Genomic DNA, 26,186 nt, shown 5'->3' on the forward strand with positions numbered 1-26,186 from the left:
CGAGACCCGAGAGGAGCTCGCGCGCTTCGTGGAGCTTCTGCCGATGCTGCTCGCGGGCCTGGAGGGCGCCGCCTGGCACGCGCGTCCCAGCCCGGCGGAGTGGTCCCCCGTTGAGATCGTCTGCCACCTCCGTGACGAGGAAGTGGACGACTTCGGCGCGCGCCTGCGCGTGATCCTCGCCGGCGGCGCGCGCTTCGCCCCCAACGATCCCGAGCAGAATGCCGTGACCCGCCACTATCGGGAGGCCGATCCCGCGGAGGCCTTGGCGGCCTTCGTCACTCACCGCCGGGCCACGCTCGATCTCCTCGCCGCGGCCCCACCCGAACGGCTCGCCGGCACCGCCGAGCGCCCCAATGGGGGACGGCTCTCCGGCCTCGATCTCCTGGCGAGCTGGGTCGCGCACGACCGCCTGCATCTCCAGCAGCTCGCGGGCACACTCGCCCGGCTCTGGGCGAAGCGCTGGGGGCCGCTCGACGTGGGCTATGCCGGGCCCATCCCCTACGGCGGATAGGCGCGGCGTTACTTCCGCGCGCTGGCGATGTGGGCGGGCTGCGGGAACGCCAGCCCCGCGTCGTCCACGTGCGCCGCGAGGGTCTCGGTAATCTCGGTCACCAGCTCGCGCCGCTGCGTGTCCGTGAGCTGGGCGAGCAGCCCCAGCATCTGCGGCGCGCCCCCGGTGATGATCCGGTAGAACGCCTCCGGCGAGGCGAAGCGCGTCATCTTCACGTCGGCGCGGATCTCGAGGTCGCGGAAGCCGGCGCCCGCCATCACGCCACGGAGCGCCGCGCGGTCCCCAAAGGAAAACGGCGGCAGCTTCGCCGCGGCAGCGCCCACATACTTGGCGAGCGCGCGCTCGAGCGCGGCGAAGCCCGGACAGTGCGCGGTGGACTTCCACACCGCGAGGAGGAGCCGGCCGCCTGGCGCGAGCACGCGATGCATCTCGCGCAGCGCCGCCGGTTTGTCGGGAAAGAGCTGCAGCCCCTGCTGGCAGAGGACGAGGTCGAACGCGTCGTCCGGTAGAGGCATGGCCTGGGCGTTCCCCTCGATCCACTCGATGGGAAGCCCTTTGGTGACGGCGCGCGCGACCGCCAGCATGTTCGGATTGAGATCGAGGCCCAGCACGCGGCCGCCGGGGCCCAGGCGCGCGGGCAATAAGCGCGTGACCACGCCGGTGCCGCACGCCACGTCGAGCACGCGCGCGCCCGCTGCGGGCGCCGCGCGCGCCACGAGGTCGGCCGCCCAGTGGGCGAACATCGCGGGCACCATGTCCCGCTCGTAGACCTCGCCGGGATTCGCGGGCGGCGGCGCGCTGCTCAGCGGAGCAAGGCCTTGTAAGTAGGCTCGTCGAAGCCGACGAGGAGCGTGCGGCCCTTGCGGAGGGTGGGTGCGCGCAGATTCGCGGAGGGCCCGAGCAAGAGCCCGAGCAGCGTGGCGCGATCGGGCTTCTCGCGCTTGAGGTCGAGGTGGACGACCTTGGCGCCCTTGGCCACGTAGAGCTGGTCCACGTCCTTCACGAGGGCGAGCGCCTGCTCGGGGCCCATCCGCACCTTCTTGGCGTCGACCTGCTCGGCGGTGTCGATCCCGGCCTTCGCAAGGAACCCTTGCGTCTTGCGGCAGGTCATTCAGCCGTTGCGGTGATAGCTCCAGTCCACGCGGGCCACGCGCGCGGCTCCGTTACTTCGCGTCGGGCAGGCCCACCGCCTTGCGAATCTTGGCGAGCTGCCCGGCGTGATCGTTCCAGTGGTACTCGAAGAGGGCGCCCACGTAGACGGGCATGGGGACCTGCTCGTTGCCCATGAGCTGCTTGAAGAGGGGGATGCGCGCCTTGCGCTGGAGATCGGACTCGGAGAGCGTCTCGAGGTAGGTGAACACGGCCTTGCGCTGCGCGTCGAGCAGGTCCAGGAGCTGCTTGCCCGTCGCGGTGGCGCGCGGCCCGCTGATGTCGGCCTCGCCGCCCTTGATCTCGATCAGCGGCAAGTTCGTGGTGGAGAAGCTCTTGAGGACGGTCACCACGTCCCAGCCCGGCTCGAAGAGCATGTGGCAGAGCACCTGGCGGACGGTCCACTCACCGGGGGCGTCGGACTTGTCGAGGTAAGGCTCCATGCCCTGGAGCTGCTTGCTGATGTTCGCGAACGCCGCGTCCGACTTCGCCTTGAGCCCCATCACCGTCGCCGTCGCCATCACCGCGCCTCCTCGAACCAGGGGATGACGATCAGTATAGCGGAAAAGGGTCCACGCCGGCGACGCCGGGTCACGGCGCCGCCGACGCGTGATCGAAACGAACGAGCCCACACTCGCCCGCTCCGACTTCCTTGCTGCTACGACTCCTTGCTACGCCTGCGCGAGCTTGGAGACCGCGCCGGCCGGAACGACGGCCCGGATCAACCCGCCGCCCCGACCGACGCGACCCGCCGCCGAAGGCCGGCTATTGGCCGGTGACCTCGACGGAGCTGACAACCTTTTCGCCGTCCTTCTCCTCGAACGTGACGAGGACCTTGTCGCCCTCGTGGAGCTTGTCCATCAGGTCCTGGCTGGGAACGCGCAGCTCGGTCCCGTCCTCAAGCGTGAGTGTGCTGGCGGCGGTATCGAGCTGCTTGACGACGCCCGCGAGCTCGGCGGCCTGCGCCGCGGGCCCGAACGCGAGCACGGCCAGGGCGGCCAGAGCGATCGACGACCTCAAAGAAAACATGTCCCCTCTCCTCGAGTTTTCGGTGAGCGACGGGCCGCGGGAAACGACGCCGCGGCGGTACGGCGAGGAGCGACTAGAGGAGGGGCGGGGAGCGACCGGGGAGGGCGACGACGCTGAAGCTGCCGGGGTCCGCGGGAGTCACCACGATGACCCGGCTGATGACGACGTCGGGAGCCGGGAACTCGGGCGAGGCCGCGGCCTCGAGGGCCTTGAAGCCCGCGAGCGCCAGGGCATCGTCAGTGTCCCCGCCATCGTAGATACCGGGGATCCAGGTCTCCTCGATGCCGCAGGCGAAGACGGCCGAGCGCAGCGAGAGGAGCGCCGCGACGAGCAGCAATCCCAGGAGCACACGCCGCTTCATGGCGAACCTCACCATACTCCCCTCCGCGGGGCGAGGCAAGACCCTAGATGAAGACCTCCAGGCCGTCGCTGGCGCACTCCCAGGGGGCGTCCCCTTGGCGGGCGAGCATCTCCGGGCCCATGTGGGTCAGGATGATGCGCCGGGCGTCCAGCCGATCCGCGTGATCGCGCAGGGTCGCGAGGTCGAGATGGAAGCGGAGCCGGCGCTCGAACGTGTAGGCCTCGCAGACGAAGAGATCGGCGCCGCGCGCCGCCTCGAGCAGGGCGTCCGTCCACTGCGTGTCGCCGGAGTAGACCACCGTGCGCCCGCCGTACTCCACCCGCAGGGCGTGGGGCGGCGCTCCGCTCGGGTGGTCTACCAGATAGGGTGTCACCCGCGCGGGCCCGATCGTGACCGGCTCGCGGTCACGGAGCTCGACGTAGGACGTCTCGAAGCGCCGCGCGATGGCGGCGGAGCCGGGGAAGAAGAGCTCCATCGCCGCGTGCATGCGCGCGCCCACGCCGGCCGGCCCCGCCACTACCAGCGGCCGCGCGCGCCGGCTGAACTGCCCGTCGAGAACGAGAAAGGGCACACCGCCGAAGTGATCCACGTGCAGGTGCGTCAGCAGCACCCAGCCGACCTCGGATGGGTCGAGCGCCAGGCGCTTGAGGCCCACGAGCGAGGTGGTGCCGCAGTCGAGGAGCAGACTCCCCTCGCCCGCCCCGGACAGATGCAGGCAGGTCTGGAGGCGGCCCCCGCTGCCGAACGAATCACCGGAGCCGATGAAGCGGAGCGTGACCGTCGCCATGGCGGCCTATCTTGCCTCGCCCGGCACGCCGTGTCATCCTCGCCGCATGCCGCCCACGTCGATCAAGATCGAGCACGCCCGCTACGTCATCACCGTCGACGACCAGCGCCGGATCATCCGCGACGGTTCGGTCCTGGTCGAGCGGGGGCGCATCACCCGCGTGGGCCGCGCCGCCGAGCTGGCGGATACGCGGGCCGACCGCATCATCGACGCCCGCGATCTCGTCGTGACGCCCGGGTTCTTCAACGGACACATGCACATCAGCTACGCCCACCCGGTCCGCGGGATCTTCCCCGATGACGTGGGGAGCCCGCTCAAGCACGTGTTCGCGCTCCAGATGGCCATGACGGAGGAGGAGGAGTATCACGCGACGCTCCTGGGCCTTCTCGAGCTGGTGCGAAGTGGCACCGTGTGCCTGCTCGATCCCGGCTCGACCAAGTTCCCGGACGCGTGCCTCCAGGCCTACGAGGCTGCGGGCATCCGTGTGATCCTGGGGGAGTGCGTCACCGATCGCGACGCGCCCTTCCCGCTTCCGAAGTACCCGACGGCGGAGGCGGCGGCGCGCACCACCGCGTTCCTCGACAAGTGGAACGGGCGGCTCGATGGCCGCGTGCGCGCCTGGGCCATGCCGTTCTCGCCGGAGACGTGCAGCGCCGAGCTCTTGCAGGCCGTGCACCGCGCGACCGAGGAGCGGGGCACCGGCCTCACCCTGCATCACGGCAGCGGGGACCAGGCTCGCCGTGACTACCAGGCGCGCGGCGCGAAGAGCCCGACGGAGTACCTGGAGGGGCTCGGCGTGCTGGGGCCGCGCACCCTGCTCGCCCATGCCCTGGGGATCGACGACAGCGAGATCGACTGCATCGCGCGGACCGGCACCGCGGTCACCATGTGCCCGGTGACCGCGGCCAAGGGGGCGCGGGGCGTGGGCACCCACGGGCGCATGCCCGAGCTGGTCGGGCGGGGGGTCCGCGTGGCGCTCGGCTGCGACTCGCCCAACAACTCGAACCACCTCGACATGATCCGCGCCATGAACATGGCGGCTATCCAGTACAAGGACGCTCGCCAGGACATGTCGCAGATCCCGGCGGAGACCGCGCTCGAGCTGGGGACGCGGCTGGGCGCGGCGGCGATGGGGCTGGGCGACGAGACGGGGGTGATCGCGCCGGGGCGGCGGGCCGATCTCGTCCTGTTCGACACGCAGCGGCCGGAGTGGCAGGCGATCTGGAACCCGGTCAACAACCTCGTCTACAACGCCGATGGGCGCAGCGTGCACACGGTGGTGATCGACGGGCGCGTGGTGATCGACGCCTACCGTCAGACCTTCGTCGACGAGCGGAGGCTCTACGGCACCGTCCAGGAGATCGGCGAGCGGCTGCAGGCGCGGACGGGCATCACCTTCCCGGCCTCGCGCTGGCCCATCGTCTGAGCATTTTCGCGCACGGCGTCTTGTCGGATTTCGCCGGCTCCTGCTACTCTTGAGGGGCCTTGGCTGACGAAGTTCCCCCGACCGACGCGCCGTCGCCACCCCCCGCCCCGAGCCCCGCGACCCCCGCGGCCGTGGGCGGTCTCCTCGGCTGGATCCGGCACCCCTACCTGCCGCACGCGCAGGCCGCGGTGGGCCTGCTCGCGGGCGTGCTTTCCATCGGCGGCTTCGTCTACTCCTATCTTTGGGCGACCGCGCCGGTGCCGCCCACGAGCGGCGACGTGGCCGTGATGGCGCTCGACGCGCGGACCGAGAAGCCCATCCCCGACGCCACGCTGGAAGTGCTCACGGTGAAGGACGCGCTCGTCACCACGCTCGCCCCCGACGCCAATGGACGGGCGCGCCAGACGATCAAGGAAGGGAACTATCGCCTCCGGGCCAGTCACGCGGGCTACTCGACCGAGGTGCGGCAGATCCACGTGATCGGGGGCAACACCTCGGACCTGCGCGTGCGCCTCACCCCCAGGACGGCGAAGCCGCCAACGCCCACGGCGACCGCTCCAGCGGGCTCCGCCCCGTCCAGCGGCGCCACCGCGACCAAGAGCTCGCCCCCCGCCTCCTCATCGGGCGGCGACTTCGGCAAGGCAGTGGACGAGGGCGTGAACGCGGTGAAGAAGATCTTCCGCTAGACCGCCTCGCCGATCGCCTTCACACCGCCGGGATTGTCCAGCGACGAGAGATCGCCCGGCTCCTTGCCGAGGTAGGTCGCGCGGATCACCCGGCGCATGATCTTCGCACTCCGCGTCTTGGGCAACTCGCGCGCGAACAGCAGGCGCTCGGGCTTGATGGCCTTGCCCATGTGGTGCACCACACGCTCCGTGAGCTCCGCGCGGAGCGGCTCGGACGGGACCTGGCCGGGGCGCAGCACGGCGAAGCACACCACCGTCTCGCCCTTGATCTCGTGCGGGATGCCGATGGCCGCGGCCTCCGCGACGGCGGGATGGCCGACCAGCACCGACTCGACCTCGGCGGGACCCACCCGCTTCCCGGCGATCTTGAGCGTGTCGTCGGAGCGCCCGTGCACGAACCAGAAGCCGTCGGCGTCCACGTAGGCCCAGTCGCCGTGCGTCCACACGTTGGGCCAGCGTGACCAGTACGTCTCCTCGTAGCGCGCGGGATCCTGCCAGAAGCCCTTGGTCATGCCGGGCCACGGCCGCGTGATGACGAGCTCGCCCACCTGCTCCCGCACCGGCGTGCCGTCGTCCCCGAACACATCGGCGGCCATGCCGGGAATGGGACCGGCGAAGGAGCACGGCTTGATGGGCGCGTTGGGGAAGCACGAGAGGATGCCGCCGGAGATCTCGGTGCCGCCCGTGTAGTTGATGATGGGCACGCGGCCCGCCCCGATGGCGTCGAAGAGCCAGCGGTAGGGCGCGGGATTCCACGGCTCCCCCGTGGAGATGGACACGCGCAGCGATGAGCGATCGTGCTTCTTCACCCACTCGTCGCCGTGGGGCATGAGCGCCCGCACCGCGGTGGGCGAGATGCCCAGATGCGTGACCCGCTGGCGCGCGATCAGGGCCCAGAGGCGATCGGGCTGAGGGTAGTCCGGCGTCCCCTCGAAGAGCACCGCGGTGGCGCCCAGCAGCAGCGAGCCCGTGATCAGCATGGGGCCCATGAGCCAGCCGAGATCGGTGACCCAGAACACGCGGTCGCCCACGCCGATGTCCATGCAGTAGGCGAAGTCGTGCGCGTTCTTGATCCCGAAGCCGCCGTGCGTGAGCACGGTGCCCTTCGGCTTCCCCGTCGTGCCCGAGGTGTAGATGATGAGCGCGGGATGATCGGCGGGCACCGCGAGCGCGGGGCACTCCGCCGACTCGCGCGCCACCAGCTCGTGCCACCAATGATCGCGGCCGGCGGTGAAGGGAATATCGCCATTGAGCCGACGCTGGACGACGACATGTCGCACAGTGGGCGAGGATGCGGCAGCCTCGTCCGCCGTCTGCTTCATCGCCACGATGCCGCCCCGGCGGTAGAAGCCGTCGGCGGTGATCAGCACCTTGGCGTCACAGCCCTGGAGGCGTGCCGCCACCGCCTGCGCGCCGTAGCCGGAGAAGCACGGCGTGTACACGGCGCCGATGCGGGTCACCGCGAGGATCGCGATCACCGCCTCCGGGCTCATGGGGAGGAACACGCCGACGGTGTCCCCCCGCCCGACCCCGAGGCGGCGCAGGGCGTTCGCCAGGCCGTTCACCTCGGCGGCCAGCGCGGCGTAGGTCAGCGTCCGCACCTCGGCCTGCTCCGACTCCCAGATCACCGCGAGCTCCGAGCCGCGGCCTGCCGCGACATTCCGGTCGACACAGTTCGCGGTGAGATTGGTCTCGCCGCCCGGGAACCACTGCGGCCAGGCGATGCCGCGCGAGACATCGAGCACACGCGTGTAGGGGCGGCTGAACGTCCAGCCCAGATCGCGCACCACCGCGTCCCAGTACCACTCGGGATCGGCGATCGAGCGCGCGTGGAGCGCGGCGAGGGAGTCGAGGCGGTGCGCGGCCATGAAGCGGCCGATGCGCGTGCGGGCGGCAGCGGCGGGGTCGGGGCGCCACACGATCTCGTCGAGGCTCATGCCGCTCATTTTACTGTAAGCTCCCCCGGGGAGGAGACCCGCCATGGCGATCCGGATCGAGACGCAGGGCCCGGTGACCACCGTGATCATGGACCGACCGGAGGCGCGTAACGCCGTCGACGGTCCGAGCGCGCGCGCGCTTGCCGACGCGTTCCGCGCATTCGACGCCGACCCGGAGCAGCGGGTCGCGGTGCTCTGGGGCGCCGGTGGGACGTTCTGCGCGGGCGCCGACCTCAAGGCCTTCGGCAGCGGCACCGGGCTCCGCGTCGAGCCCGACGGGGACGGGCCCATGGGCCCCACGCGCATGCTGCTGGACAAGCCGGTGATCGCCGCGGTGTCCGGCTACGCGGTGGCGGGCGGGATCGAGCTGGCGCTCTGGTGCGATCTTCGCGTCGTCGAGGAGACGGCGACATTCGGTGTGTTCTGCCGGCGCTGGGGCGTGCCGCTGCTCGACGGGGGCACCGTGCGCCTCCCGCGGCTCATCGGGCTCAGCCGCGCGCTGGATCTGATCCTCACCGGCCGGCCCGTGGACGCCCGGGAGGCGCTCGCCATTGGCCTCGCCAACCGCGTGGTCCCGGCCGGGAAGGCGCGCGAGGAAGCCGAGGCGCTCGCGCGCGCGCTCGCCGACCTGCCGCCACTGTGCCTGCGCAGCGACCGCCGCTCCGCGCACGAGAGCATGAGCCTCGATCTCCCGGCCGCCCTCGCGCGCGAGTACGAGCTCGGCCGGGTCACCCGCGATTCCGGCGAGAGCCGCGCCGGCGCCCTCCGCTTCGCCGGCGGTGAGGGACGGCACGGGGCGCCCGCGCCGTCGCGCTAGCCGCGCGGGTCGCCCTTCTCGACGCGCAGCTCCGCCACGAGCAGCCGGGTCACCTTGAGATCTCGGATCTCGAGGTCGTGTATGCGCGCGTGGCGCACCCACAGGCGGCCGATGGCGAGCGCGCCCAGGGCGAGGGCCCCCAGCGCCAGCGCGCCGAAGGCGACCGCGCCGGTGGCGAGCGCGCCCGACATCTCGGCGCCGCTCGCACTGGAGCCGATGGCCTGGTGGCGGACGCGGAGCTGCCGCACCGCGCGGAGCGGTCCGGCCGGGCGTCCGGTCGGCATGGGCGGATGGGAATGGAGCGGGCGTTCGGTGGTGGAGTCCATGGCGTCGTTCCTCTCAGGCATAGTGGGGCGCGCAGCCTTCGGGCTTGCGAATGCGCTTCGTGGACGCGGGATACTTGCCGAGCTTCTCGGCGGGGCGGCGGGGACGCGCCACGAGCTCGCCGCCGCAGTTGGGACAGAGGCCGCCGAGCACACCATCGGCGCAGGCCCGGCAGAACGTGCACTCGAACGAGCAGATCACGGCGTCGGGCGTGCCCGGCGGCAGATCGCGATCGCAGCATTCACAGTTCGGTCGAAGCTCGAGCATGAGGCTCCTCCTTGCGGGGCCGGGGCTCAGCGCAGCGGCTTGTTGAGCTGGATGGTGTAGTCGCCGAACCCGAGACTTCGGTAGAGGCGGGCCGCGCCCTCGTTGCGGGCGAGGACACCCACCCGGAGCGTCTTCGCGCCCTTGCCGCGCGCAAAGGCCGCCGCGCGCTCCAGCAAGGCCCGGCCGAGACCGTGCCGCCGGTACGCGGGCAACACCACCAGATCCGATACGTAGGCGTAGGCCTGGCTCTCGTCCGGCTCGGGGACCACGCGGCCCAGCACGCCGACGAAGCCGACCACGGTGCCGTCCTCCTCGGCCACGAACACGCGGCCCAGCGACTCGTCGCAGCGACGGAGCATGTGGGCCAGGTATCGGTCGGCCATCTCCTCGCCCTTCGGCAGCGTCGGCTCGAGCCCGCGCTCGAAGTCCTGGAGCTCCACCACGCAGGTCCGCAGGGGCTTCCGGTCGCGCAGCGCATCGTACTCGCGGATCATCGGCCGCCCTCGCGGATCTCCATCGAGGCGATCCGATCTCCGTCCAGGGCGTACACATGGTGGACCACCGTGTCCTTGAGGACGGCGCCCTGGAGATCGCGCACGACCTGGCGCACCTCCACGTCCACGCGGCCGTCGGCGGTGGGTGTGAAGCGGGAGGGCTCCACCGAGGGATCGATCAGGGTCCACTGGCGGGTCCAGTAGTCGCGCACCGCCGCGTGGCCCCGTAGGGTGCCGCCCTCCATGCCGTTGGGCCAGATCACGTCGGGGGTCATGAGCGCGAGCGCGCCCGCGACGTCGCGCGCGTTGAAGGCGGCGTAGGCGGCGCGGAGCACCGCCTCGGTCTTCACTGCACGACCTCGTCGGCGCGCGCGACGAGGGACTGCGGGAGACTCACCCCGAGGGCGCGCGCGGTCCGGGCATTGAGCACCAGCTCGAACTTCCTGACCTGCTCCACGGGCAGGTCCGCGGGCCGGGCGCCCTTGAGGATGCGGTCCACATAGACGGCAGCCAGGCGATGCGCCTCGCCGAAGCTCGGGCCATAGGTCATGAGCAGACCATGCTCGGCGTATTCCCGCGGCCCGCTGAGCGTCAGCAGGCGGTGCTTGACGCCCAGCTCTGCAAGCTGGGCCACGTTGGCCCCGAAGACCGGATCTCCCAGGATGAGGAGCGCGTCCACGTGCTGCCCGGCAACCGTCCCGAAGGCTCGATCGAACGCGTCTGGGCTGCGCGCCTCGACGATCTGGAGCCCGATCTTGAGCTTCTTCGCCGCCGCGCGGACCTCGGCGATCGCCTGCTTCTGGTACACGGTGTTGGCGGGATTCCACAGCACCCCCAGCCGGGAGGCCTTGGGCCGAAGCTCGCGCAGGAGATCGAGCTGCTTGCCGATGGTCTCGGCGGAGGCAGTGGACGTACCGGTGACGTTCGCGCCCGGCCGGGCAAAGCTTGCGACCAGCCCGGAAGCCACCGGATCGCTCACCGCGATCATCACGATGGGAATGGTCTCGGTCGCCTTCATCGCGGCCAGCGTTGCTTGGGTCACCGAGGAGGCAATCACATCGACGTGGAGCCCGACCAGCTCCGCCGCCAAAGTGGGAAGGCGATCGAACTGACCGTCCGCGCTCCGGTACTCTATGGTCAGGTTGCGCCCTTCGGTGTAGCCGAGTCGGCGCATCTCCTGACGGAAGGCCTCCTCGCGGGAGGGGAGCGAGCCCGCGGTGAGGAAGCCCACGCGGTATACCCGGGCCGGCGTCTGCGCGGCCACGAGTGCCGCCGCCCCCGCGAGCACGACTCCCGCCAACAGCGCTGCTCCCCATCGCCGCCAGGACATGGCAGCAAAGATACCGAATCGCTAGGCAGATGGCCACGACCGTGCGATACTGACCGCGTTCTCGAAGCGACTCAGTGAGTCCGAACGGCGGTTTCCCCCGGCAAATCCCCCCGTTCTTCCGTTCACGCCGGACAGACAAGCAGCGCGGTTCCTTGCCCGGCGAGAAGCCCGCTCGATCGAGGTCGATTGCTCATGTCCTTTACTGCCCTGAATCTCCACCCCACCCTGCTGCGCGCCGTCGAGGCGCTCGGCTTCATCGCGCCCACGCCCATCCAGCGCGACGCGATTCCGCCCGTGCGCGAAGGCCGCGACGTCCTCGCCTGCGCCATGACCGGCAGCGGCAAGACCGCTGCGTTCGTTTTGCCCATCGTCGAGCGGCTCATGGCGAAGCCGCGCGGAGTCACGCGCGCCCTCGTCATCGCGCCCACGCGCGAGCTGGCGGCCCAGATCGAGGCCGATCTGCGCGACCTCGCTCGCTTCACGCCGGTGCGAGGCGCCGCGGTGTTCGGCGGCGTCGGCATGGGCCCTCAAGAGGCCGCGCTCCGTCGCGGGGTCGACGTCATCGTCGCCACCCCGGGCCGGCTGCTCGACCACATGCAATACCCCTACGCGCGCCTGGAGGGGCTCGAGGTCCTCGTGCTCGACGAGGCGGACCGCATGCTCGACATGGGCTTTCTCCCCGACATCCGCCGCATCCTCGGGCGTCTGCCGCGGCAGCGCCAGACGCTGCTGTTCTCGGCGACCATGCCCGCGCCGATCGCCGCGCTCGCGCGGGAGTTCCTCCGCAACCCCCTCCCCATCAACCAGGAGCGCAAGGCCGCGCCGGCGACCGGCATCACGCACGCGGTATACCCGGTGGCGCAAGAGCTCAAGAGCGCTTTGCTCCAGGCGCTGCTGCGGCGCGACGACATGCGGAGCGTCCTCGCGTTCACGCGGACCAAGCATCGGTGCAACCGCCTCGCCGAGCAGCTCGCACGGGCCGGCATCGCGACCGAGCGCATCCACGGCAACCGAAGCCAGGGCCAGCGCACGGTGGCGCTGGACGCGTTCAAGCGCGGCAAGGCGCGGGTGCTGGTCGCCACCGACATCGCCGCGCGCGGCATCGACATCGACGAGCTGTCGCACGTGGTGAACTTCGACGTGCCCCACGTCGCCGAGGACTACATCCACCGCGCCGGCCGGACCGCGCGGGCGGGCGCCGTCGGTGAGGCCGTGACCTTCGTGGCCCCCGACGAGATGGGCGGCCTCCGGGCCATCGAGCGAGCCCTCGGGGCGTCCCTCCCACGGCTCACCCTGGCCGGCTTCGACTACGCAGGCCGGCCAGCCGAAAAGCTCGAAGTGCCCCTGGCGACGCGCGTGGCCGCCATCCGGGCCCGGCGGGCCGACGAGCGGGCGCGTGCCCGGGGCAACGCCTTCCGCCGGGACGCCAGCCAGCCGACCCTGGCGGGTCACCGCGGGCGGTAGGCCGGTCCCCCCGGGCCTTGTAGGTCCGACCCTTTGCTTGGAGGGACAAATCAGGTAACTGCTTGAAAAGTCGGCATGTGAGCCGTGGCCCCGGCATTGCAGTTTCCTGGATGCAGGAGGGTAGCGACCATGTCTGGCTCCGAGGCACCGTCCGGAAAACGCATTTTGGTGGTGGATGACGAGGCGCCCCTCGCCGCGCTGATGACCGACATACTCTCGGCAGATGGGTACACGGTGGACATCGCCGTCAACGGTCTGGCCGCCCTGGCCCACATCGAGCGCGGCGCCTATGACTTGATCCTGAGCGATCTGCGCATGCCGGAGCTGGACGGGCCCGGTCTTTACCGCGAGCTCGAGCGGCGGCGGCCCGAGCTGGCGCGTCGCATCGCCTTCGTGACGGGCAGCGCACAGTCTGTGGGGATGGAGCACTTCCTCGAGAAGACGGGCGCGCCCATCCTCTACAAGCCGTTCCGCATCCAGGATCTGCAGAAGCTCGTCAGCGATCTGCTCGAGCGCTAACGGCGCTTGGGCGCGCGTAGTACGATGCGGGCATGTGCTGGGCCCGCGTCGGCATCGTGCTGATGCTCCTCGGCGCGCCCGCCGTGGCCCAGGACACCCCGATCGCCCTGCCGGCCGGCTTCCACCTCGAGGCCTTCGCGCGCGACGTCCCCGGCGCGCGCTTCATGACGCTGGACCCGAATGGCACCGTGCTCCTGTCCCAGCCGCGTCAGAGCCGCGTGGTCGCTCTGCCCGACGCCAATCGTGACGGCCGCGCCGATCGCGTGGTGACGGTGGTCGAGGGCCTGAACCGGCCGCACGGGCTGGCCTTCAAGGACGGCGCCCTCTACGTCGCCGAGACGGGCCGCGTGCTCCGCCTCCGCTACGACCCGGCGACGCTGAAGGCGAGCGATCCCCGGCCGATCGTCCCGAGCATTCCCTCGGGCGGCGGCCACTGGACGCGCACGATCGCCTTCGCCCCGGACGGCCGGCTCTTCGTGTCCGTCGGCTCGTCGTGCAACATCTGTAAGGAATCAGACGCGCGGCGCGCCGCCATCGTGCGCTACGAGGCCGACGGATCCGGCGAGCGGCTCTTTGCCACCGGGCTCCGCAACGCGGTGGGGATCGCGCTCCTCCCCGGCACGAGCACGCTCTGGGCCACCGTGAACGAGCGCGATTGGAAGGGCGACGATCTGCCGCCGGAGTACGTCACCGAGGTGAAGGAGGGCGGCTTCTACGGCTGGCCCGAGTGCTACGTGTCGGGTAAGAAGGTCGTGCTGGACGAGCGCGCGGGTGACCGCTGCCAGAAGGTCACGCTGCCCACCGTGGAGGTGCAGGCTCATTCCGCGCCCCTCGGCATGGCCTTCTACACGGGACAGCAGTTCCCCACCGAGTATCGCGGGAGCCTCTTCGTCGCGTATCACGGCTCGTGGAACCGGTCGGTGCCGACGGGCTACAAGGTCGTGCGCATCCCGTTCGCGAACGGGCAGCCGTCGGGGCCGGTGACGGACTTCGCCACGGGCTGGCTCGCCGGGAACCGTCAGGTCGACGGGCGGCCGGTGGACGTGCTCGTGGGCCGGGACGGCGCCCTCTACATCTCCGACGATCACGCGGGCGCGGTGTACCGGGTGACGTACCGGCCCTAGCGCCGTTACTTGGGTTCGGGGGCGAGGCGGACCACCATCTTGCCGAGGTTGTCGCCGGTGAAGAGGCCCATGAAGGCCTTCACGGCGTTGTCGATCCCCTCCACCACCGTGACCTCGTGCTTGATTCGGCCGGCGCGCAGCCAGCCGCCCACCTCGGCGAGGAAGGCCGGATACTTGTCGAAGTGGTCGGAAATGATGAAGCCCTGCATGAGGACGCGGTTGCCCACCATGTTCATCATGGAGCGCGGGCCGGGCTCCGGCGTCTCCAGGTTGTACTGCGAGATCATCCCGCAGAGGGGGATGCGCGCGAACGGATTCACCAGCCGCAGCACGGCGTCGAGCATCGCGCCGCCCACGTTCTCGAAGTAGACGTCCACGCCCTGCGGGCAGGCGGCGCGCAGCGCCTCGAAGAGATCGGGCGCCTTCCGGTAGTTGATGGCGGCGTCGGCCCCGAGCTCCTTGGTGAGCCACGCGCACTTCTCGTCGTTGCCCGCCGTGCCCACCACGCGGAGGCCGAGGATCTTGCCCATCTGCACCACGAGCGAGCCGGTGGCGCCCGCCGCGCCCGAGACCACGAGGGTCTCGCCGGCCTTGGGCTTGCCGATCTCCTTCAAGCCGTACCAGCCGGTGAAGCCGGGCACGCCGAGCACGCCCAGGTAGGCCGGCAGCGGCAGCGAGCGGTCGAGCACGCTGAGCCCCTCGCCATCCGACACGAAGTACTCGCGCCAGCCCAGCATGCTCGACACGAGGTCGCCCAGCTTCAGCTTGGGATGATTCGACTTCACCACCTGCCCCACCGCGCGCCCATCGGCGGGCTGGCCGACCTCCCAGGGCTTGGCGTACGAGCGGCGGTCGTTCATGCGGCCTCGCATGTAGGGATCGACCGACATGTAGAGGTTCTTCACCAGCACTTCGCCCGGACCCGGATCGGCCACCGAGACCTCGACGAGCTTGAAGTCGCTCGGCTGGGGCGCCCCCGAGGGCCGGGCGGCGAGCAGGATCTGGCGGCTTGCGGTCGGCACCGCCCCCTCCCTACACCACCGCGGACATGCCGCCGTCGAAGTTGATGGCGGTGCCCGTGATGTAGGACGCGCGGTCCGAGACGAGGAAGGCGACGAGGTCGCCGAACTCCGCGGCGTGCGCCACGCGCCCCACCGGGATGCGCTTGGCCAGCTCCGTGTAGTGGCTCTCGAGATCGCCGTCCTTGGCGCGCCGGTCGATCTGCGCGCTGCGCACGAGGCCGATGCAGATCGTGTTCACGAGGATCTTGTCGGCCGCGTACTCGTGGGCGAGGGACTTGGTGAGGTTGATGCCCGCCGCCCGCGACACGCTGGTGGGCAGGGAACGCGGGGCGGGGGTCTTCCCGCCCACCGTGGTCACGTTGACGATGCGCCCGCCGCCCCGCCGCTTCATGATCGGGATGACCTGCCGGCAGAAGCGGATCGCGCCCATCACCTTCAGCTCGAAGTCCTCGTGCCAGATGTCGTCCTCGACCTTCTCGAAGGCGGCCGCCGCCGAGGTGCCGGCGTTGTTGAGCAGGATGTCGACCCCGCCCCACCTGTCCTGGGTGGCCCGCACCACGTTCTCGATGTCCGCGGCCTTGGTGGCGTCGGCGGGAATGGCCAGGAGGTCGCCCCCCGTCGCCTTGCGGATGCCGTCCGCCGCCGCCTCCAGCACGTCCTTGCGCCGCGCGCAGATGGTCACCTTCGCGCCTTCGCGCGCCAGGCGCTCCGCCGCCGCGCGCCCCAGCCCCTCGCTGCCCCCGCTGATGATCGCGATCTTGCCGCCGAGTCCCAGATCGAGCGCCATGTCGCCTCCCTTGGTGGGTTTACGCGTCGCTGCTATCGTGGTCCTTCCTCAGCGGCCCTTGAACACCGGCTCGCGCTTCTCGACGAAGGCCCGCGTGGCCTCGCGCCAGTCCTCGGTCATGCCGCTGCGCGTGTGGCCCCAGGCTTCCAGGTCGAGCACGTCCTTGAGCCCGCCGCTCTCCGCGGCGTTGAGATTGCGCTTCATGTAGCGATAGGCCACCGACGGCCCCTTGGCAAGGCGGGTGGCGAGCGCCATGGTCTCGGTCTCGAGCATGGCGTCGGGCACCACGCGATTGACCATGCCCAGGGCGAGGGCCTGCTGCGCATCCACCAGGTCGGCGGTGAGATAGAGCTCGCGCGCCTTCGCGGTGCCGACGAGCTGGGTGAGGAAGTAGCTGCCGCCGAAGTCGCCCGAGTAGCCCACGCGGGCGAAAGCGGTGCCGTACTTCGAGGTGTCGGAGGCGATGCGCATGTCGCAGGCCAGGGCCAGGGAGAGCCCGGCCCCCGCGGCGGCGCCGCGCACCATGGCGATCGTGGGCTTGGGCATCTCGTGGAGCCAGCGCGACACCTCCATCCGCGCGCGCAGGTTCTGGGCCTTGTCCTCCAGGCTGGCGTCGTCACCCTCGCGGCCCTCGGCCATGGCCTTGACGTCGCCGCCCGCGCAGAAGCCGCGGCCCGCGCCCGTCACCACCACCACGCCCACGTCGGGATCGGCGGCCAGGCGCGGCATCGCCTCGAGCAGCGCATCGAGCATGTCGCGGGACATGGCGTTCAGCCGGTCGGGGCGGTTGAGGGTGAGCAGGGCGATGCGGTCCTTGACGGCCTCGAGCAGATCCTGGGTCATCGCGGCTCCTCCGGGACGGGGGGTAAGTGCCGCGATCATCGCCGCCCGGGGCGGCCCGCGCAAGAGGAGACCGGCCCGCGCAAGGGGGGACGGCGAAGGGTGGGGACGAGGAGAGTTGTTCTACTCTGCGAACCAGCCGCTGACCATCCAGCAGCCGCCGGCCACGACACCCGCCAGCGCAACCGTCGCGGCCGAGAGGTCGCCGGACGCCACCATCACCATCGGCACCGCCACCAGCGCCATTCCCACCAGGGTCTTCATGGAGCGAACCCTCCTGGCAGAAGTGGACAGCATTTGACGTACCACTGACGTACCACCGAGGGGGAAGTCGCAAAATCCGCCACTTGGCTAGCAGCTCGGCCTGGGATCGGGCGCGAACGCCCGGGATGCGGGGAGACTATGCCCGGTAAGAGAAACCGGATGCCCGCTCAGGCGACGGGCTCGTGCTCGTCCAGCGGGACCATGAACGCGCCGATGGACTCGAGCGCCTCGTCGTTCTCGGGCCGCCACCGGCGGTGCCCCTGGCGACGCTCCATGCCCGGGTCGATGTGCTCGCGGCGCCGCTCGCCGCGGCGCCGGTCGATCATCACCTGGACTTCCTCCTCCGCCGAGAAGTGGCCGATCAGGTATTCGCGCAGCTCGGGCCGCCTTTTCGACACGATGAAGAGGTAGCGGGCCATGTCGTCCATCCCCGTTGGATAAAGCAAGTTCCCTGCCCCTGCCCACAGGCCAGGGTTTCCGGCAAGATCCACCCGAGCCTCGCACGCCGGCCCGGAAAGCGTAAGCTTTTCCGACGAGGGCGAGGCGCGGATCAGACGTGGCTATACAGATCCTCGCGCGTCGTGGGACGGTCGAAGGACCGGTCCCACTGCTTACGCATGAGCACCTGATAGAGGCCAATGTGGCCTTCCTGGAAGGCCACCGATGAGCAGGTCAGGTAGAGGCGCCAGATCCGGTAGACCTTCTCACCCACGATGGCCCGCGCCTCGTCCGCGCGTGCGTCGAGGCGCTCGACCCACTGCCGGCACGTGCGCGCGTAGTGCAGGCGCAGCCCCTCGACGTCGAGGATCTCCCAGCCCGCTCGCTCCTGTTCCGTCATGGTCTCGGTGAGCCCGGCGAGATCGCCGTTGGGGAAGACGTACTTGTAGAGGAAATCGGTCTGGCTGCTCGGCTTCCAGTGGAACTCGTGCGTGATGCCGTGATTGAGGTACAGGCCGTTGTCGTTGAGCATCTCGCGCACGCGGCCGAAGAAGGCGGGGTAGTTCGGGATGCCCACGTGCTCGATCACGCCGACGGCGGCGATCTTGTCGTAGCGGGCGCCGGCAGGAAGGTCGCGGAAATCGCGATGCTCGACCAGGCAGCGGTCGGTGAGGCCCTCGCGCCTGATGCGCTCGGCGGCGAAGTCCGCCTGCGCGCGCGAGAGCGTCACCCCGTGCGAGCGGACGCCGTAGTGCTGGGCGGCCCAGATGGCGAGGCTGCCCCACCCGCATCCGATGTCGAGCATGGTCTCCCCAGGCTGCAGGCGCAGCTTGCGGCACACGAGGTCCAGCTTGTCCGCCTGCGCGTCCTCGAGCTTGCCGTCGGGGTCGCGGTAGTACGCGCACGTGTAGACCATCAACGGATCGAGGAACAGCGCATAGAACTCGTTCGACATGTCGTAGTGGTACGAGATCGACTGCGCGTCATGCGCCTTGCTCCGCCGCCGCTTCATGCGCCCGCCCCCTGTTCTTTCATCCCGAAGATGGTGTCGAAGACGACGCGCCGCCGGGCCCGCGCGGAGCCCAGGACGACGCGCACTGCCGTGCGCGCGAGCGCCCCGGGCAGGCGGCTCAGCTGCCGCCCGATCCAGGTAGGCTCGCCCGCGCCATAGAGCGCGACGATCTGTCGGGCATAGCCGTCCAGCGACGCGCGGCCCCGCAGCATGCCCTCGGCGACGCCGGCGGCGAGGATGCCGCTGCGGATGGCGGGCCCGATACCCTCGCCGGAGAGGTCGCGCGCGAGCCCCGCCGCGTCCCCGATCAAGCAGAACCCCGGTCCGGCCAGGCGCCGCGGCGCCTGGCGCCGCACCACGTAGGCGTGGCCCTTGAAGGGCTCGAGCGGGAGATCCGCGGGCAGCCGGCCCGCCGCGCGGAGGGCGGCGACGAGGGCTTCACGCCGGCGCGGGAGGCTCCCATCGGCGCCGCCGGTGATCCCGATGCCCACGTTGATGAAGTCGCCCTTGGGAAAGAACCAGCCATACCCGCGGAGATCGGCCTCCACGTAGATGTCGGGCGCATCCATGAACCGCTCGAGCCGCGCGCGCCACTCGGGGGACAGCCGCGTCTCCGACTCCTGCGCCACCACGACCTCCTCGCGCTCCGACACCTCGCCGAGATCGCGCGCCACCGGGCAGCGGTGGCCGCCCGCGCCGATCACGAGCGGCGCCTCGAAGGCGCCGCGCTCCGTCTCCACGCGCGCGCCCGCGGGGCCGGCGGTGACCTTCGTCACGCGCATGCCCCAGCGCACGTCGGCCCCCACGGCGGCCGCCCGCTCCAGCAGGAAGTGGTCGAACTCGCGGCGGATGATCCCGTACGAGGCGGGGCGCCGCCAGCGCGTGTCGTGGCGGGTGCCGTCGAATTCGAGCGCGCACGCGGCGAAGCCCTGGATGGTCAGTGGGTATTTCTCGGGATCGATCTCGAGGTCGGCGAGCGCGGTGGGCGTGACCCAGCCCGCGCAGATCTTCACCCGGGGAAAGACGGCCGCGTCGAGGACCAGCGGGCGGAAGCCCGCGCGCGCCAGCCGCCACGCCGCGGTGCTGCCGCCGGGCCCGCCGCCCACCACGATGACGTCGGCGGCGGGCACGCTCACGCGCTCCAGAGGGAGCGGAGAATGCGGAGGCGCTGGCCGAGCGTGACCTTGATCGCCTCCACCTCGTCGGCCACCCGCATCGCGGCGAAGAGATCGCCCTCGATGTCGATGGCGCTCGTCGCGTACGCCTCGGCGAAGTGGCCGGGCGAGGGATCCCGCATCAGCTCCGCGAAGGTCTCGGCCCGATGCACAACGACCGTGCAGGCCGGCTCTCCCCGGCCGAGCCGCACCTCGGTGCCGTCCCAGAGACGGAAGGCGAGCGGGGTCCGGAGGGAGGCGAATACCTCCTTCAGGATCGACGCAGCGACGGGTGCACTCGGGCGCAGCCGGAGCAGTGCGGGCATTGGGAGCTCTTTGCGGCTTTGTATACGGCCGGGCCCCGCATTGTCAACCAGGCCTCACCGCCTGCGGCGCGTCCCCCGAGGAACGGCTGGTGCCCCGCCGACACCGGGCCTGGAGGTCCGGCTTAAGGACATGTCGCAAGTGCCTGAATCGACGAGGCCGCTGGACTAGCCCCGGCCGCCGCCCGATGGCACCGGGGTTGCTACCTATAGGCGCCGCGCGAGCCCGGACGGCCGCGCCCGCCTCACCTCTCACCCACGGGAGGACGCCATGCCCTTGGCCCTCGCGACACGGCCAGCGCTTGAGACGAGCCGGCCATACCTGGACGAGCTGCCCAAGGAGGCCATGCGCCGCACCATTCGCGACCTGCTGGAGTCTCCCGAGCCTCTCGCGGAGGTGGAGACGGTCTTCGACGTGCCGGTGATCGCGCGGCGCTGTCTCGGCCGCCACTGGCCCACCCAGTCGCCCCCCGAGCGGGCCGAATTCACCGACGCCCTCGCGGCACTCCTGGTCGACACGCTCCGGGACACCGTCGGCCCGGCGAGCCGCATCCGCTACACCACGCAGAGCGCGAGCGGCCCGCTCGTGACCGTGAAGGCGGAGCTCGCGCGGGAGGGCGGCGCGTCCGCGGCGCTCGAGCTCCGCGTGCATCGCGTCCGCGGCCGGTGGCTCCTGAACGACTTCGTCGTCGACGGGATGAGCTTCGTGGCCCAGCACCGGGCGGACATCGAGCGCGCCCTCGCCGGCCCCGGCGAGGCCCGCCTCAGCTCGTGACGGCGATGGCCGCGTGGACGGCGTTGCTGACGACGTCCAGGCGCTGGCTGTGCCAGGGATCGGGCACGCGGCTGTTCGTGAGATACGCGAACGACACGCCGGAGGCGGGGTCGCCCCAGCAGTAGGACGAGCCCACGCCGCCGTGGCCGAACGTCCGAGGGTGGGCGAGCGAGCCCAGCCCGCGAATGGTCTCGGTGGTGCCGCGCACGTGGGGCCCGAGCCCCCGGTGCATCGGCATGCCCATGTAGTGGTCCAGGCGCTCGCCCGTGAAGTTCCGCGTCACGTACTCGACCATTCGAGTGGAGAGAAAACGGGCCCCGTTCAGCATGCCGCCCTGGACCATCATCTGGTAGAAGGCGGCCATGGCCCGCGCGGTGGCATAGCCGCCGCCGCCCGGCGTGCCCGCGCGGCGGAACTCCGCGGAGGCCTCGTCGGGCCGCCGCACCTGCCGCCGCCCGTCCTCGGCAGGCTCGTGCATGTCCACCGAGCGTGCGTGCTGCGCGTCGGGGAGCCCCACGAAGAGCTCACCCGCGAGCCCCAGCGGCTCGACCACGTGATCGCGGATGAACGCGCGATAGTCGGTCTTGGTGAGCCGCTCGATGAGCACGGCGGCCACCCAGTGGGCGGCGCGGCCGTGATAGTGCACGCGCGAGCCCGGCGTCCAGTCGAGCGTGAAGCCGCAGACGGTCCGGGCCAGCAGGTCGTGGTCTTCCCACGCCGCCTTGGGCACGTCGGCGTCGGGGAATCCGCCCTGATGCGTGAGGAGCTGAAGGATCGTGATGCCGCCCTTACCGTTGGCCTCGAAGCCCGGCACGTGCATGGCCACCGGATCGGTGAAGCGGAGCGCGCCGCGCTCCGCGAGCAGCCACACCGCGCACGCGGTGATGACCTTGGTATTGGAGTAGAGGAGCCACAGCGTGTCGTCGCGCGCCGGCGTGCGCGGGTCGAGGCGCGCCTCGCCGAAGGACTTGACCAGCGCGAGCTTGCCGTGGCGGGCCACCGCGATCTGCGCCCCCGGATACCGGCCTTCGGTGAGATGGCCGTTGATGATCTCGGTGAGACGCTCGAGGGCCTGCGGATCGAAACCGAGCGACGCGGGCGCGGCGGACGCGACGAGGAAGGCCATGGTCACCTCTCCGGATTGGGGTGAAGGAGCGACGCGGCGAGTGTAGGCGCGCCCTCGCCGACCTGTCAACGCCCGCAGCCTTCCGCTATACTGCGGCGCGTGCCCGCCTCCCCTCTCCTCGACGGCCTCGTCGTCCTCGACTTCACGCGCGTGCTCGCCGGGCCGTACTGCACGCGCCTCCTCGCGGATCTGGGCGCGCGCGTCATCAAGATCGAGCGGCCGGGCGAGGGCGATGAGATGCGGCGGGCGCATCTGCAGCTCGAAGCGGGGCGTGACGACCAGAGCACCTACTACACGCGGGTGAACGTGGGGAAGGAGAGCGTGGCGCTGGACCTCGCGCATCCCGCCGCGCGCGAGGTCGTGCACGATCTCGCGCGGCGCGCCGACGTGGCCATCGAGAACTTCGTGCCCGGCGTGGCCGCCAAGCTCGGTTGCGACGCGGCGGCGCTGCAGGCGGTCAAGCCCGACCTCGTCTACTGCTCGATCTCGGGCTTCGGCCAGACGGGGCCGTGGCGCGACCGCGCCGCCTTCGCCCACATCGTCAACGCCGCGTCGGGGATGATGTACCTCGAGCGCGGCGACCGGCCGCCCCACGCCGCCAACATCCAGGCCGCCGACGTGCTCGCGGGCACGCACGCCTTCGGCGCCATCCTCGCCGCGCTGCTCCGCCGCATGCGCACCGGCGAGGGCGCGCGGCTCGACGTCTCGATGCTGGAGGCCCTCGTGGCGTGCGACGACATCACCTACGGGGCGGTGCTGAACGGAGGCGAGGAGATGGGGGCGCCGCGCCCGGGCATGTGGGTGTTCGAGATCGGCGGGCGCCACATCGCCTTCCAGACCGGAGGCGCGCCCATGCTCTGGCCGCGCCTGGTCGGGATGCTCGGCCGTCCCGAGCTGGCGCAGGATCCGCGCTTCGCGACGCCGCTGGCCCGGCGCGAGAATCTGGAGGCGCTCCGCACGGTGATCGCGGAGTGGCTCGGGCGCTTCGCCTCCGCCGACGCCGCCCTCGAGGCTCTCACCGCCGCGCGCATCCCCTGCGCGCCCGTGCTTGCCCCGCGTGAGGTGGTGGGCCACCCGCATCTCGCCGCGCGCGGCTTCTTTCCCGAGGTGCCGCACCCGGCGCGCGGCCGCGTGCGCGTCACCGCCACGCCCTTCCACGTGGACGGCCAGCCCACCCGGCCCGCCGGCCCCGCGCCGTATCGCATCGGCGAGCACACGCGCGCCATCCTCGAGGGCTGGCTCGGCTACGCGCCGGCGCGCGTGGCCGCGCTGCGCGACGCGGGCGCGATCGCCACGCCGTGAGGCGCAGCGCGCCCGCGTCATGTTAGGCTCTTCCGGACTGTCCTCACCTTCACCTCTGGCTGCGGGAGATCGATCGATGGCACGGATGACCGGCGGCGAAGCACTGGTTCAGCAGCTCCACCGCGAAGGCGTACGCGTGGTCTTCGGGCTTCCCGGCGTGCAACTCTACGGCGTGATGGCCGCGCTGCGCGAGCAGCCGGCCATCCGCTTCATCCAGACGCGCCACGAGCAGGCGACCTCGTACATGGCGGACGGCTACGCGCGCGCGGGCGGCGGCGTCGGCACCGCGCTGGTCGTCCCCGGCCCCGGCCTCCTGAACGCGGCCGCCGGGCTCAGCACCGCGTACTCCGCGTCCTCTCCGGTGTTCATGCTCTCGGGCCAGGTGCCGAGGAGCCAGATCGGCAAGGACATCGGCGTGCTCCACGAGGTGAACGATCAGCTCGACTGCATCCGCCCCGTGACCAAGTGGCGCCGGCGCGTGCTCGAGGTGTCCGACATCCCGGCGGCGGTGCGCGCGGCCATGCATCAGCTCACTACCGGCCGGCCGCGGCCCGTCGAGCTCGAGATGCCGCCGGAGACCATGGAGGAGGAGGGCGAGGCGGTGATGCTCGACCCCGTGCATCCCGCGCGCCCCGCCGCGCCCGCCGCGGACATCCGGCGGGCGGTGGATCTCCTCGTCGGCGCGCAGCGGCCCGTGATCTACGCGGGCGGCGGCGTCATGCTCGGCGGGGCGAGCGAGGCGCTCACCACTCTCGCCGAGTATCTGCAGGCCGGCGTGATCACGAGCGCCGAGGGCAAGGGGGCCATCAGCGACCACTCGGAGCTGTCGCTCGGCGCCACCGTGTGGCCGCAGTCGCCGGTGCGCAATCACCTGCTGCAGGCCGACGTGATCCTCGCCGTGGGTACACGCTTCGCCCTCGCGGTCCCCAAGGCCGACCAGCAGGTCATCCACATCGACATCGATCCCGACGAGATCGGCCGCAACCACCGGAAGTCGTTCGGTCTGGTGGGCGACGCTCGCGGGACGCTCGAGGCCATGGTCGAGGCGGTGCGCGCGGCCGCGCCCCCGCGGTCGTCACGCAAGGCCGAGTACGAGGCTCTGCGCGCGGAGACCGCCGCGCTCGCCCAGGAGCCGCAGGGCAGCATCGTGAAGAGCCTGCGCGCCGGCATGCCGGAGAATGCGATCCTCGTGGCGGGCATGACGCAGATCGGCTACTACTCGCGCCCGTTCTTCCCCACCTACGAGGCGCGGACGTATCTCACCTCCTCCTACTCCGGCAATCTCGGCTACGAGTACCCGGTGGCGCTCGGCGCCAAGGTGGCCTGCCCCACCCGGCCGGTCATCGCGGTGATCGGCGACGGCGGCTTCATGTACAACGTGCAGGAGCTCGCCACCGCCGTGCAGCAGAAGATCAACGTGATCGCCGTGGTCTTCAACGACAACGCCTACGGCAACGTGGCCCGCGATCTCGACGAGACATGGGGCGGCGCGTACGGCGCCGCGCTGCACAACCCCGACTTCATGAAGCTCGCGGACGCCTTCGGCGTCCACGGCATGCGGGCCAAGGAGCCGGCCCAGGTGGGCGCGCTCGTGCGCGACGCCATCCAGCTCGACCGGCCCGTGCTGATCGAGGTGCCGGTGGGCCGCATGCCCACGCCCATCTTCTTCCCGCCGCGGAAGGCGCCGACCAAGTACAAGCGCTGACCGCGGCGCGATGGCGACGAAGGCGCGCTTCGCCCTCCTCGGCGCGTGGCGCGCGCTGCGGCTGCGCTGCCCCCTCTGCGGAGCGGGCGGCGTGACGCGCCGCTGGGTCGTCGTCGTCCCGCAATGTCCGCGGTGCCGGCTTCGCCTCGACCGCGGCGAGCCGGACTACTGGATCGGCGCCATGCTCTTCAACCTCATCGCCGCCGAGATCCTGTTCGCGTTCGGGGTGCTCACCGTGCTCCTGCTCACCGCGCCCAATCCGCCGTGGGACGCGCTCTACTGGGGCGGCATCGCCGGGACCATCGTCATGCCGATCGTCACCTATCCCATCACCAAGCTGATCTGGCTCACCTTCGATCTCACCTTCCGCCCGCCGCATCCCGGCGACTTCGCTCCCGCGCCATGAACGCGCCCGCCGGCGACGTCTGGGCGGTCGGCGACGCCTACGAGCCCTATGTCGGCCGCTGGAGCCGGCTCGTGGCCGCCCAGTTGCTGGATTGGCTCGCGGTGCGGCCGGGCGCGCGCTGGCTGGACGTGGGCTGCGGCACCGGCGCGCTCAGCCGCACCATCCTCGACCGGGCGGCGCCCGAGGCGGTGACCGGCCTCGACGCATCCGCGGGCTTCGTCCAGCACGCGACGGCGCGCGTGGCCGACCCGCGCGCCAGCTTCCGCGTGGGAGACGCCCAGGCCCTGCCCTTCGACGACGGCACGTTCGACGCCGCGGTCTCGGGCCTAGTGCTGAACTTCGTGCCCACACCCATGCGGATGGCCGCCGAGATGCGCCGGGTGACCCGGCGCGGCGGCGTGGTGGCGCTCTACGTCTGGGACTATGCGGGCGGGATGGAGCTCATGCGCCACTTCTGGGACGTCGCGGGCAGCCTCGATCCCGCCGCGCTGCCGCTCGACGAGGGCCGGCGCTTCCCCATCTGCCGGCCGGAGCCGCTCGCCGCCCTGTTCCGCGACGCCGGCCTCGCCGAGGTGGACGTCCGCGCCCTCGACGTGCCCACGGTATTCCGCGATTTCGACGACTACTGGACGCCGTTCCTGGGCGGTCAGGGGCCTGCGCCCGGCTACTGCCTGTCGCTCGACGAGGCGCGCCGCACCACCCTGCGCGAGCGGCTCCGCGCCCGGCTGCCCGTGCAGCCGGACGGACGGATCCCGCTCACCGCCCGCGCCTGGGCGGCGCGAGGCCGCGCCGCCTAGGCCGCGGCCG

General features: G+C 71.4%; 33 protein-coding genes. 12 read left to right on the top strand and 21 right to left on the bottom strand.

Annotated elements, in window-relative coordinates:
- Positions 1 to 511 (top strand): DinB family protein (locus tag VFX14_19145; protein HEU5191810.1); only part of this gene is annotated, 511 nt, incomplete at its 5' end.
- A gap of 8 nt (positions 512 to 519) precedes the next feature.
- Here VFX14_19145 and VFX14_19150 read toward each other — a convergent pair.
- The 6 genes from VFX14_19150 to VFX14_19175 form a co-directional block, all read right to left on the bottom strand.
- Positions 520 to 1,266 carry a methyltransferase domain-containing protein gene (locus VFX14_19150; protein ID HEU5191811.1) on the bottom strand — a complete coding sequence of 249 codons (747 nt, stop codon included), beginning with the start codon at positions 1,264 to 1,266 and terminating at the stop codon, positions 520 to 522.
- A gap of 47 nt (positions 1,267 to 1,313) precedes the next feature.
- Entirely contained in the window at positions 1,314 to 1,622 is a 309-nt protein-coding gene (locus VFX14_19155; protein HEU5191812.1) for an ArsC family (seleno)protein, read from the bottom strand.
- Between the two features lie 52 nt (positions 1,623 to 1,674).
- On the bottom strand, positions 1,675 to 2,181 hold the full coding sequence (locus VFX14_19160; GenBank protein HEU5191813.1) for a DinB family protein: 507 nt from the start codon (positions 2,179 to 2,181) through the stop codon (positions 1,675 to 1,677).
- Between the two features lie 244 nt (positions 2,182 to 2,425).
- Positions 2,426 to 2,689: a DUF1344 domain-containing protein gene (locus VFX14_19165; protein ID HEU5191814.1), complete on the bottom strand. Its 264-nt coding sequence runs from the start codon at positions 2,687 to 2,689 to the stop codon at positions 2,426 to 2,428.
- A gap of 73 nt (positions 2,690 to 2,762) precedes the next feature.
- Positions 2,763 to 3,050: a hypothetical protein gene (locus VFX14_19170; GenBank protein ID HEU5191815.1), complete on the bottom strand. Its 288-nt coding sequence runs from the start codon at positions 3,048 to 3,050 to the stop codon at positions 2,763 to 2,765.
- Positions 3,051 to 3,093: 43 nt separating this feature from the next.
- The gene (locus VFX14_19175) at positions 3,094 to 3,837 is read right to left on the bottom strand and encodes an MBL fold metallo-hydrolase (protein ID HEU5191816.1); all 744 of its coding nucleotides are present in this window, start codon (positions 3,835 to 3,837) and stop codon (positions 3,094 to 3,096) included.
- Between VFX14_19175 and VFX14_19180 the strand changes: the two genes are divergently transcribed.
- Complete coding sequence (locus VFX14_19180; GenBank protein ID HEU5191817.1) at positions 3,812 to 5,263, top strand: amidohydrolase family protein; 1,452 nt, start codon at positions 3,812 to 3,814, stop codon at positions 5,261 to 5,263. The two genes, VFX14_19175 and VFX14_19180, sit on opposite strands and share 26 nt — an antisense overlap.
- Before the next feature lie 131 nt (positions 5,264 to 5,394).
- On the top strand, positions 5,395 to 5,949 hold the full coding sequence (locus VFX14_19185) for a carboxypeptidase regulatory-like domain-containing protein (protein ID HEU5191818.1): 555 nt from the start codon (positions 5,395 to 5,397) through the stop codon (positions 5,947 to 5,949).
- Here VFX14_19185 and VFX14_19190 read toward each other — a convergent pair.
- On the bottom strand, positions 5,946 to 7,895 hold the full coding sequence (locus VFX14_19190; GenBank protein ID HEU5191819.1) for an AMP-binding protein: 1,950 nt from the start codon (positions 7,893 to 7,895) through the stop codon (positions 5,946 to 5,948). The genes VFX14_19185 and VFX14_19190 overlap by 4 nt on opposite strands.
- 34 nt (positions 7,896 to 7,929) lie before the next feature.
- On the opposite strand from VFX14_19190, the gene VFX14_19195 reads away from it, so the two are divergent.
- Complete coding sequence (locus tag VFX14_19195; protein HEU5191820.1) at positions 7,930 to 8,703, top strand: crotonase/enoyl-CoA hydratase family protein; 774 nt, start codon at positions 7,930 to 7,932, stop codon at positions 8,701 to 8,703.
- Here VFX14_19195 and VFX14_19200 read toward each other — a convergent pair.
- The 5 genes from VFX14_19200 to VFX14_19220 are packed head-to-tail and all read right to left on the bottom strand — an operon-like array spanning position 8,700 to position 11,088.
- Positions 8,700 to 9,029 (bottom strand): hypothetical protein, encoded by a 330-nt coding sequence (locus VFX14_19200; protein HEU5191821.1) that lies wholly within the window; start codon positions 9,027 to 9,029, stop codon positions 8,700 to 8,702. The two genes, VFX14_19195 and VFX14_19200, sit on opposite strands and share 4 nt — an antisense overlap.
- A 13-nt stretch (positions 9,030 to 9,042) precedes the next feature.
- Positions 9,043 to 9,294, bottom strand: a complete 252-nt coding sequence (locus tag VFX14_19205) for a DUF1272 domain-containing protein (GenBank protein HEU5191822.1) — start codon at positions 9,292 to 9,294, stop codon at positions 9,043 to 9,045.
- 26 nt (positions 9,295 to 9,320) lie between these two features.
- Entirely contained in the window at positions 9,321 to 9,788 is a 468-nt protein-coding gene (locus tag VFX14_19210) for a GNAT family N-acetyltransferase (protein ID HEU5191823.1), read from the bottom strand.
- Positions 9,785 to 10,138 carry a nuclear transport factor 2 family protein gene (locus VFX14_19215; protein ID HEU5191824.1) on the bottom strand — a complete coding sequence of 118 codons (354 nt, stop codon included), beginning with the start codon at positions 10,136 to 10,138 and terminating at the stop codon, positions 9,785 to 9,787. Before VFX14_19215 ends, VFX14_19210 begins: the two co-directional genes overlap by 4 nt.
- A complete protein-coding gene (locus VFX14_19220) occupies positions 10,135 to 11,088 on the bottom strand; it encodes an ABC transporter substrate-binding protein (GenBank protein ID HEU5191825.1) in 954 nt (317 codons plus the stop codon). The genes VFX14_19215 and VFX14_19220 overlap by 4 nt, the downstream gene beginning before the upstream one ends.
- Before the next feature lie 222 nt (positions 11,089 to 11,310).
- On the opposite strand from VFX14_19220, the gene VFX14_19225 reads away from it, so the two are divergent.
- From VFX14_19225 to VFX14_19235, 3 genes are all read left to right on the top strand, one after another.
- Positions 11,311 to 12,582: a DEAD/DEAH box helicase gene (locus tag VFX14_19225; GenBank protein HEU5191826.1), complete on the top strand. Its 1,272-nt coding sequence runs from the start codon at positions 11,311 to 11,313 to the stop codon at positions 12,580 to 12,582.
- A gap of 129 nt (positions 12,583 to 12,711) precedes the next feature.
- Positions 12,712 to 13,101, top strand: a complete 390-nt coding sequence (locus VFX14_19230) for a response regulator (protein ID HEU5191827.1) — start codon at positions 12,712 to 12,714, stop codon at positions 13,099 to 13,101.
- 32 nt (positions 13,102 to 13,133) lie between these two features.
- Positions 13,134 to 14,225, top strand: coding sequence for a sorbosone dehydrogenase family protein (locus VFX14_19235; protein HEU5191828.1), 1,092 nt, complete (start codon positions 13,134 to 13,136; stop codon positions 14,223 to 14,225).
- A gap of 5 nt (positions 14,226 to 14,230) precedes the next feature.
- On the opposite strand, the gene VFX14_19240 is transcribed toward VFX14_19235, so the two are convergent.
- From VFX14_19240 to VFX14_19275, 8 genes are all read right to left on the bottom strand, one after another.
- Positions 14,231 to 15,247 (bottom strand): NADP-dependent oxidoreductase, encoded by a 1,017-nt coding sequence (locus VFX14_19240; GenBank protein ID HEU5191829.1) that lies wholly within the window; start codon positions 15,245 to 15,247, stop codon positions 14,231 to 14,233.
- 10 nt (positions 15,248 to 15,257) lie between these two features.
- Entirely contained in the window at positions 15,258 to 16,034 is a 777-nt protein-coding gene (locus VFX14_19245; protein ID HEU5191830.1) for an SDR family oxidoreductase, read from the bottom strand.
- A 48-nt stretch (positions 16,035 to 16,082) separates the two neighbouring features.
- Positions 16,083 to 16,877 carry an enoyl-CoA hydratase-related protein gene (locus VFX14_19250; GenBank protein HEU5191831.1) on the bottom strand — a complete coding sequence of 265 codons (795 nt, stop codon included), beginning with the start codon at positions 16,875 to 16,877 and terminating at the stop codon, positions 16,083 to 16,085.
- Between the two features lie 120 nt (positions 16,878 to 16,997).
- Positions 16,998 to 17,138: a hypothetical protein gene (locus tag VFX14_19255; GenBank protein ID HEU5191832.1), complete on the bottom strand. Its 141-nt coding sequence runs from the start codon at positions 17,136 to 17,138 to the stop codon at positions 16,998 to 17,000.
- 167 nt (positions 17,139 to 17,305) lie between these two features.
- Positions 17,306 to 17,557 (bottom strand): hypothetical protein, encoded by a 252-nt coding sequence (locus tag VFX14_19260; GenBank protein ID HEU5191833.1) that lies wholly within the window; start codon positions 17,555 to 17,557, stop codon positions 17,306 to 17,308.
- Between the two features lie 131 nt (positions 17,558 to 17,688).
- Entirely contained in the window at positions 17,689 to 18,588 is a 900-nt protein-coding gene (locus tag VFX14_19265; protein HEU5191834.1) for a cyclopropane-fatty-acyl-phospholipid synthase family protein, read from the bottom strand.
- Positions 18,585 to 19,724 (bottom strand): NAD(P)/FAD-dependent oxidoreductase, encoded by a 1,140-nt coding sequence (locus VFX14_19270; GenBank protein ID HEU5191835.1) that lies wholly within the window; start codon positions 19,722 to 19,724, stop codon positions 18,585 to 18,587. The genes VFX14_19265 and VFX14_19270 overlap by 4 nt, the downstream gene beginning before the upstream one ends.
- The gene (locus VFX14_19275; GenBank protein HEU5191836.1) at positions 19,721 to 20,068 is read right to left on the bottom strand and encodes a hypothetical protein; all 348 of its coding nucleotides are present in this window, start codon (positions 20,066 to 20,068) and stop codon (positions 19,721 to 19,723) included. Before VFX14_19275 ends, VFX14_19270 begins: the two co-directional genes overlap by 4 nt.
- Positions 20,069 to 20,336: 268 nt before the next feature.
- Between VFX14_19275 and VFX14_19280 the strand changes: the two genes are divergently transcribed.
- Entirely contained in the window at positions 20,337 to 20,840 is a 504-nt protein-coding gene (locus VFX14_19280) for an ABC transporter substrate-binding protein (GenBank protein ID HEU5191837.1), read from the top strand.
- Here the strand turns inward: VFX14_19280 and VFX14_19285 are convergent.
- Positions 20,830 to 21,966, bottom strand: a complete 1,137-nt coding sequence (locus tag VFX14_19285) for a serine hydrolase domain-containing protein (GenBank protein HEU5191838.1) — start codon at positions 21,964 to 21,966, stop codon at positions 20,830 to 20,832. The two genes, VFX14_19280 and VFX14_19285, sit on opposite strands and share 11 nt — an antisense overlap.
- A 99-nt stretch (positions 21,967 to 22,065) precedes the next feature.
- On the opposite strand from VFX14_19285, the gene VFX14_19290 reads away from it, so the two are divergent.
- From VFX14_19290 to VFX14_19305, 4 genes are all read left to right on the top strand, one after another.
- On the top strand, positions 22,066 to 23,268 hold the full coding sequence (locus VFX14_19290) for a CaiB/BaiF CoA-transferase family protein (protein ID HEU5191839.1): 1,203 nt from the start codon (positions 22,066 to 22,068) through the stop codon (positions 23,266 to 23,268).
- 76 nt (positions 23,269 to 23,344) lie between these two features.
- Complete coding sequence (locus VFX14_19295; protein ID HEU5191840.1) at positions 23,345 to 24,973, top strand: thiamine pyrophosphate-dependent enzyme; 1,629 nt, start codon at positions 23,345 to 23,347, stop codon at positions 24,971 to 24,973.
- Positions 24,974 to 24,983: 10 nt separating this feature from the next.
- Positions 24,984 to 25,379, top strand: coding sequence for a DUF983 domain-containing protein (locus VFX14_19300; GenBank protein ID HEU5191841.1), 396 nt, complete (start codon positions 24,984 to 24,986; stop codon positions 25,377 to 25,379).
- Positions 25,376 to 26,176 (top strand): methyltransferase domain-containing protein, encoded by an 801-nt coding sequence (locus tag VFX14_19305; protein HEU5191842.1) that lies wholly within the window; start codon positions 25,376 to 25,378, stop codon positions 26,174 to 26,176. The genes VFX14_19300 and VFX14_19305 overlap by 4 nt, the downstream gene beginning before the upstream one ends.
- Positions 26,177 to 26,186: the final 10 nt, after the last annotated feature.

Source organism: Candidatus Methylomirabilota bacterium (genome assembly GCA_035764725.1).
GTDB lineage: Bacteria > Methylomirabilota > Methylomirabilia > Rokubacteriales > CSP1-6 > DASRWT01.

Coding starts and splice junctions, on each gene's coding strand:
- VFX14_19235 (HEU5191828.1), top strand. CDS start 13,134: ATGTGCTGGGCCCGCGTCGGCATCGTGCTGATGCTCCTCGGCGCGCCC.
- VFX14_19210 (HEU5191823.1), bottom strand. CDS start 9,788: ATGATCCGCGAGTACGATGCGCTGCGCGACCGGAAGCCCCTGCGGACC.
- VFX14_19285 (HEU5191838.1), bottom strand. CDS start 21,966: ATGGCCTTCCTCGTCGCGTCCGCCGCGCCCGCGTCGCTCGGTTTCGAT.
- VFX14_19230 (HEU5191827.1), top strand. CDS start 12,712: ATGTCTGGCTCCGAGGCACCGTCCGGAAAACGCATTTTGGTGGTGGAT.
- VFX14_19245 (HEU5191830.1), bottom strand. CDS start 16,034: ATGGCGCTCGATCTGGGACTCGGCGGCAAGATCGCGATCATCAGCGGG.
- VFX14_19225 (HEU5191826.1), top strand. CDS start 11,311: ATGTCCTTTACTGCCCTGAATCTCCACCCCACCCTGCTGCGCGCCGTC.
- VFX14_19295 (HEU5191840.1), top strand. CDS start 23,345: ATGGCACGGATGACCGGCGGCGAAGCACTGGTTCAGCAGCTCCACCGC.
- VFX14_19280 (HEU5191837.1), top strand. CDS start 20,337: ATGCCCTTGGCCCTCGCGACACGGCCAGCGCTTGAGACGAGCCGGCCA.
- VFX14_19155 (HEU5191812.1), bottom strand. CDS start 1,622: ATGACCTGCCGCAAGACGCAAGGGTTCCTTGCGAAGGCCGGGATCGAC.
- VFX14_19160 (HEU5191813.1), bottom strand. CDS start 2,181: ATGGCGACGGCGACGGTGATGGGGCTCAAGGCGAAGTCGGACGCGGCG.
- VFX14_19190 (HEU5191819.1), bottom strand. CDS start 7,895: ATGAGCGGCATGAGCCTCGACGAGATCGTGTGGCGCCCCGACCCCGCC.
- VFX14_19150 (HEU5191811.1), bottom strand. CDS start 1,266: ATGGTGCCCGCGATGTTCGCCCACTGGGCGGCCGACCTCGTGGCGCGC.
- VFX14_19255 (HEU5191832.1), bottom strand. CDS start 17,138: ATGAAGACCCTGGTGGGAATGGCGCTGGTGGCGGTGCCGATGGTGATG.
- VFX14_19170 (HEU5191815.1), bottom strand. CDS start 3,050: ATGAAGCGGCGTGTGCTCCTGGGATTGCTGCTCGTCGCGGCGCTCCTC.
- VFX14_19205 (HEU5191822.1), bottom strand. CDS start 9,294: ATGCTCGAGCTTCGACCGAACTGTGAATGCTGCGATCGCGATCTGCCG.
- VFX14_19300 (HEU5191841.1), top strand. CDS start 24,984: ATGGCGACGAAGGCGCGCTTCGCCCTCCTCGGCGCGTGGCGCGCGCTG.
- VFX14_19265 (HEU5191834.1), bottom strand. CDS start 18,588: ATGAAGCGGCGGCGGAGCAAGGCGCATGACGCGCAGTCGATCTCGTAC.
- VFX14_19180 (HEU5191817.1), top strand. CDS start 3,812: ATGAAGCGGAGCGTGACCGTCGCCATGGCGGCCTATCTTGCCTCGCCC.
- VFX14_19260 (HEU5191833.1), bottom strand. CDS start 17,557: ATGGCCCGCTACCTCTTCATCGTGTCGAAAAGGCGGCCCGAGCTGCGC.
- VFX14_19250 (HEU5191831.1), bottom strand. CDS start 16,877: ATGACCCAGGATCTGCTCGAGGCCGTCAAGGACCGCATCGCCCTGCTC.
- VFX14_19195 (HEU5191820.1), top strand. CDS start 7,930: ATGGCGATCCGGATCGAGACGCAGGGCCCGGTGACCACCGTGATCATG.
- VFX14_19175 (HEU5191816.1), bottom strand. CDS start 3,837: ATGGCGACGGTCACGCTCCGCTTCATCGGCTCCGGTGATTCGTTCGGC.
- VFX14_19165 (HEU5191814.1), bottom strand. CDS start 2,689: ATGTTTTCTTTGAGGTCGTCGATCGCTCTGGCCGCCCTGGCCGTGCTC.
- VFX14_19200 (HEU5191821.1), bottom strand. CDS start 9,029: ATGGACTCCACCACCGAACGCCCGCTCCATTCCCATCCGCCCATGCCG.
- VFX14_19275 (HEU5191836.1), bottom strand. CDS start 20,068: ATGCCCGCACTGCTCCGGCTGCGCCCGAGTGCACCCGTCGCTGCGTCG.
- VFX14_19305 (HEU5191842.1), top strand. CDS start 25,376: ATGAACGCGCCCGCCGGCGACGTCTGGGCGGTCGGCGACGCCTACGAG.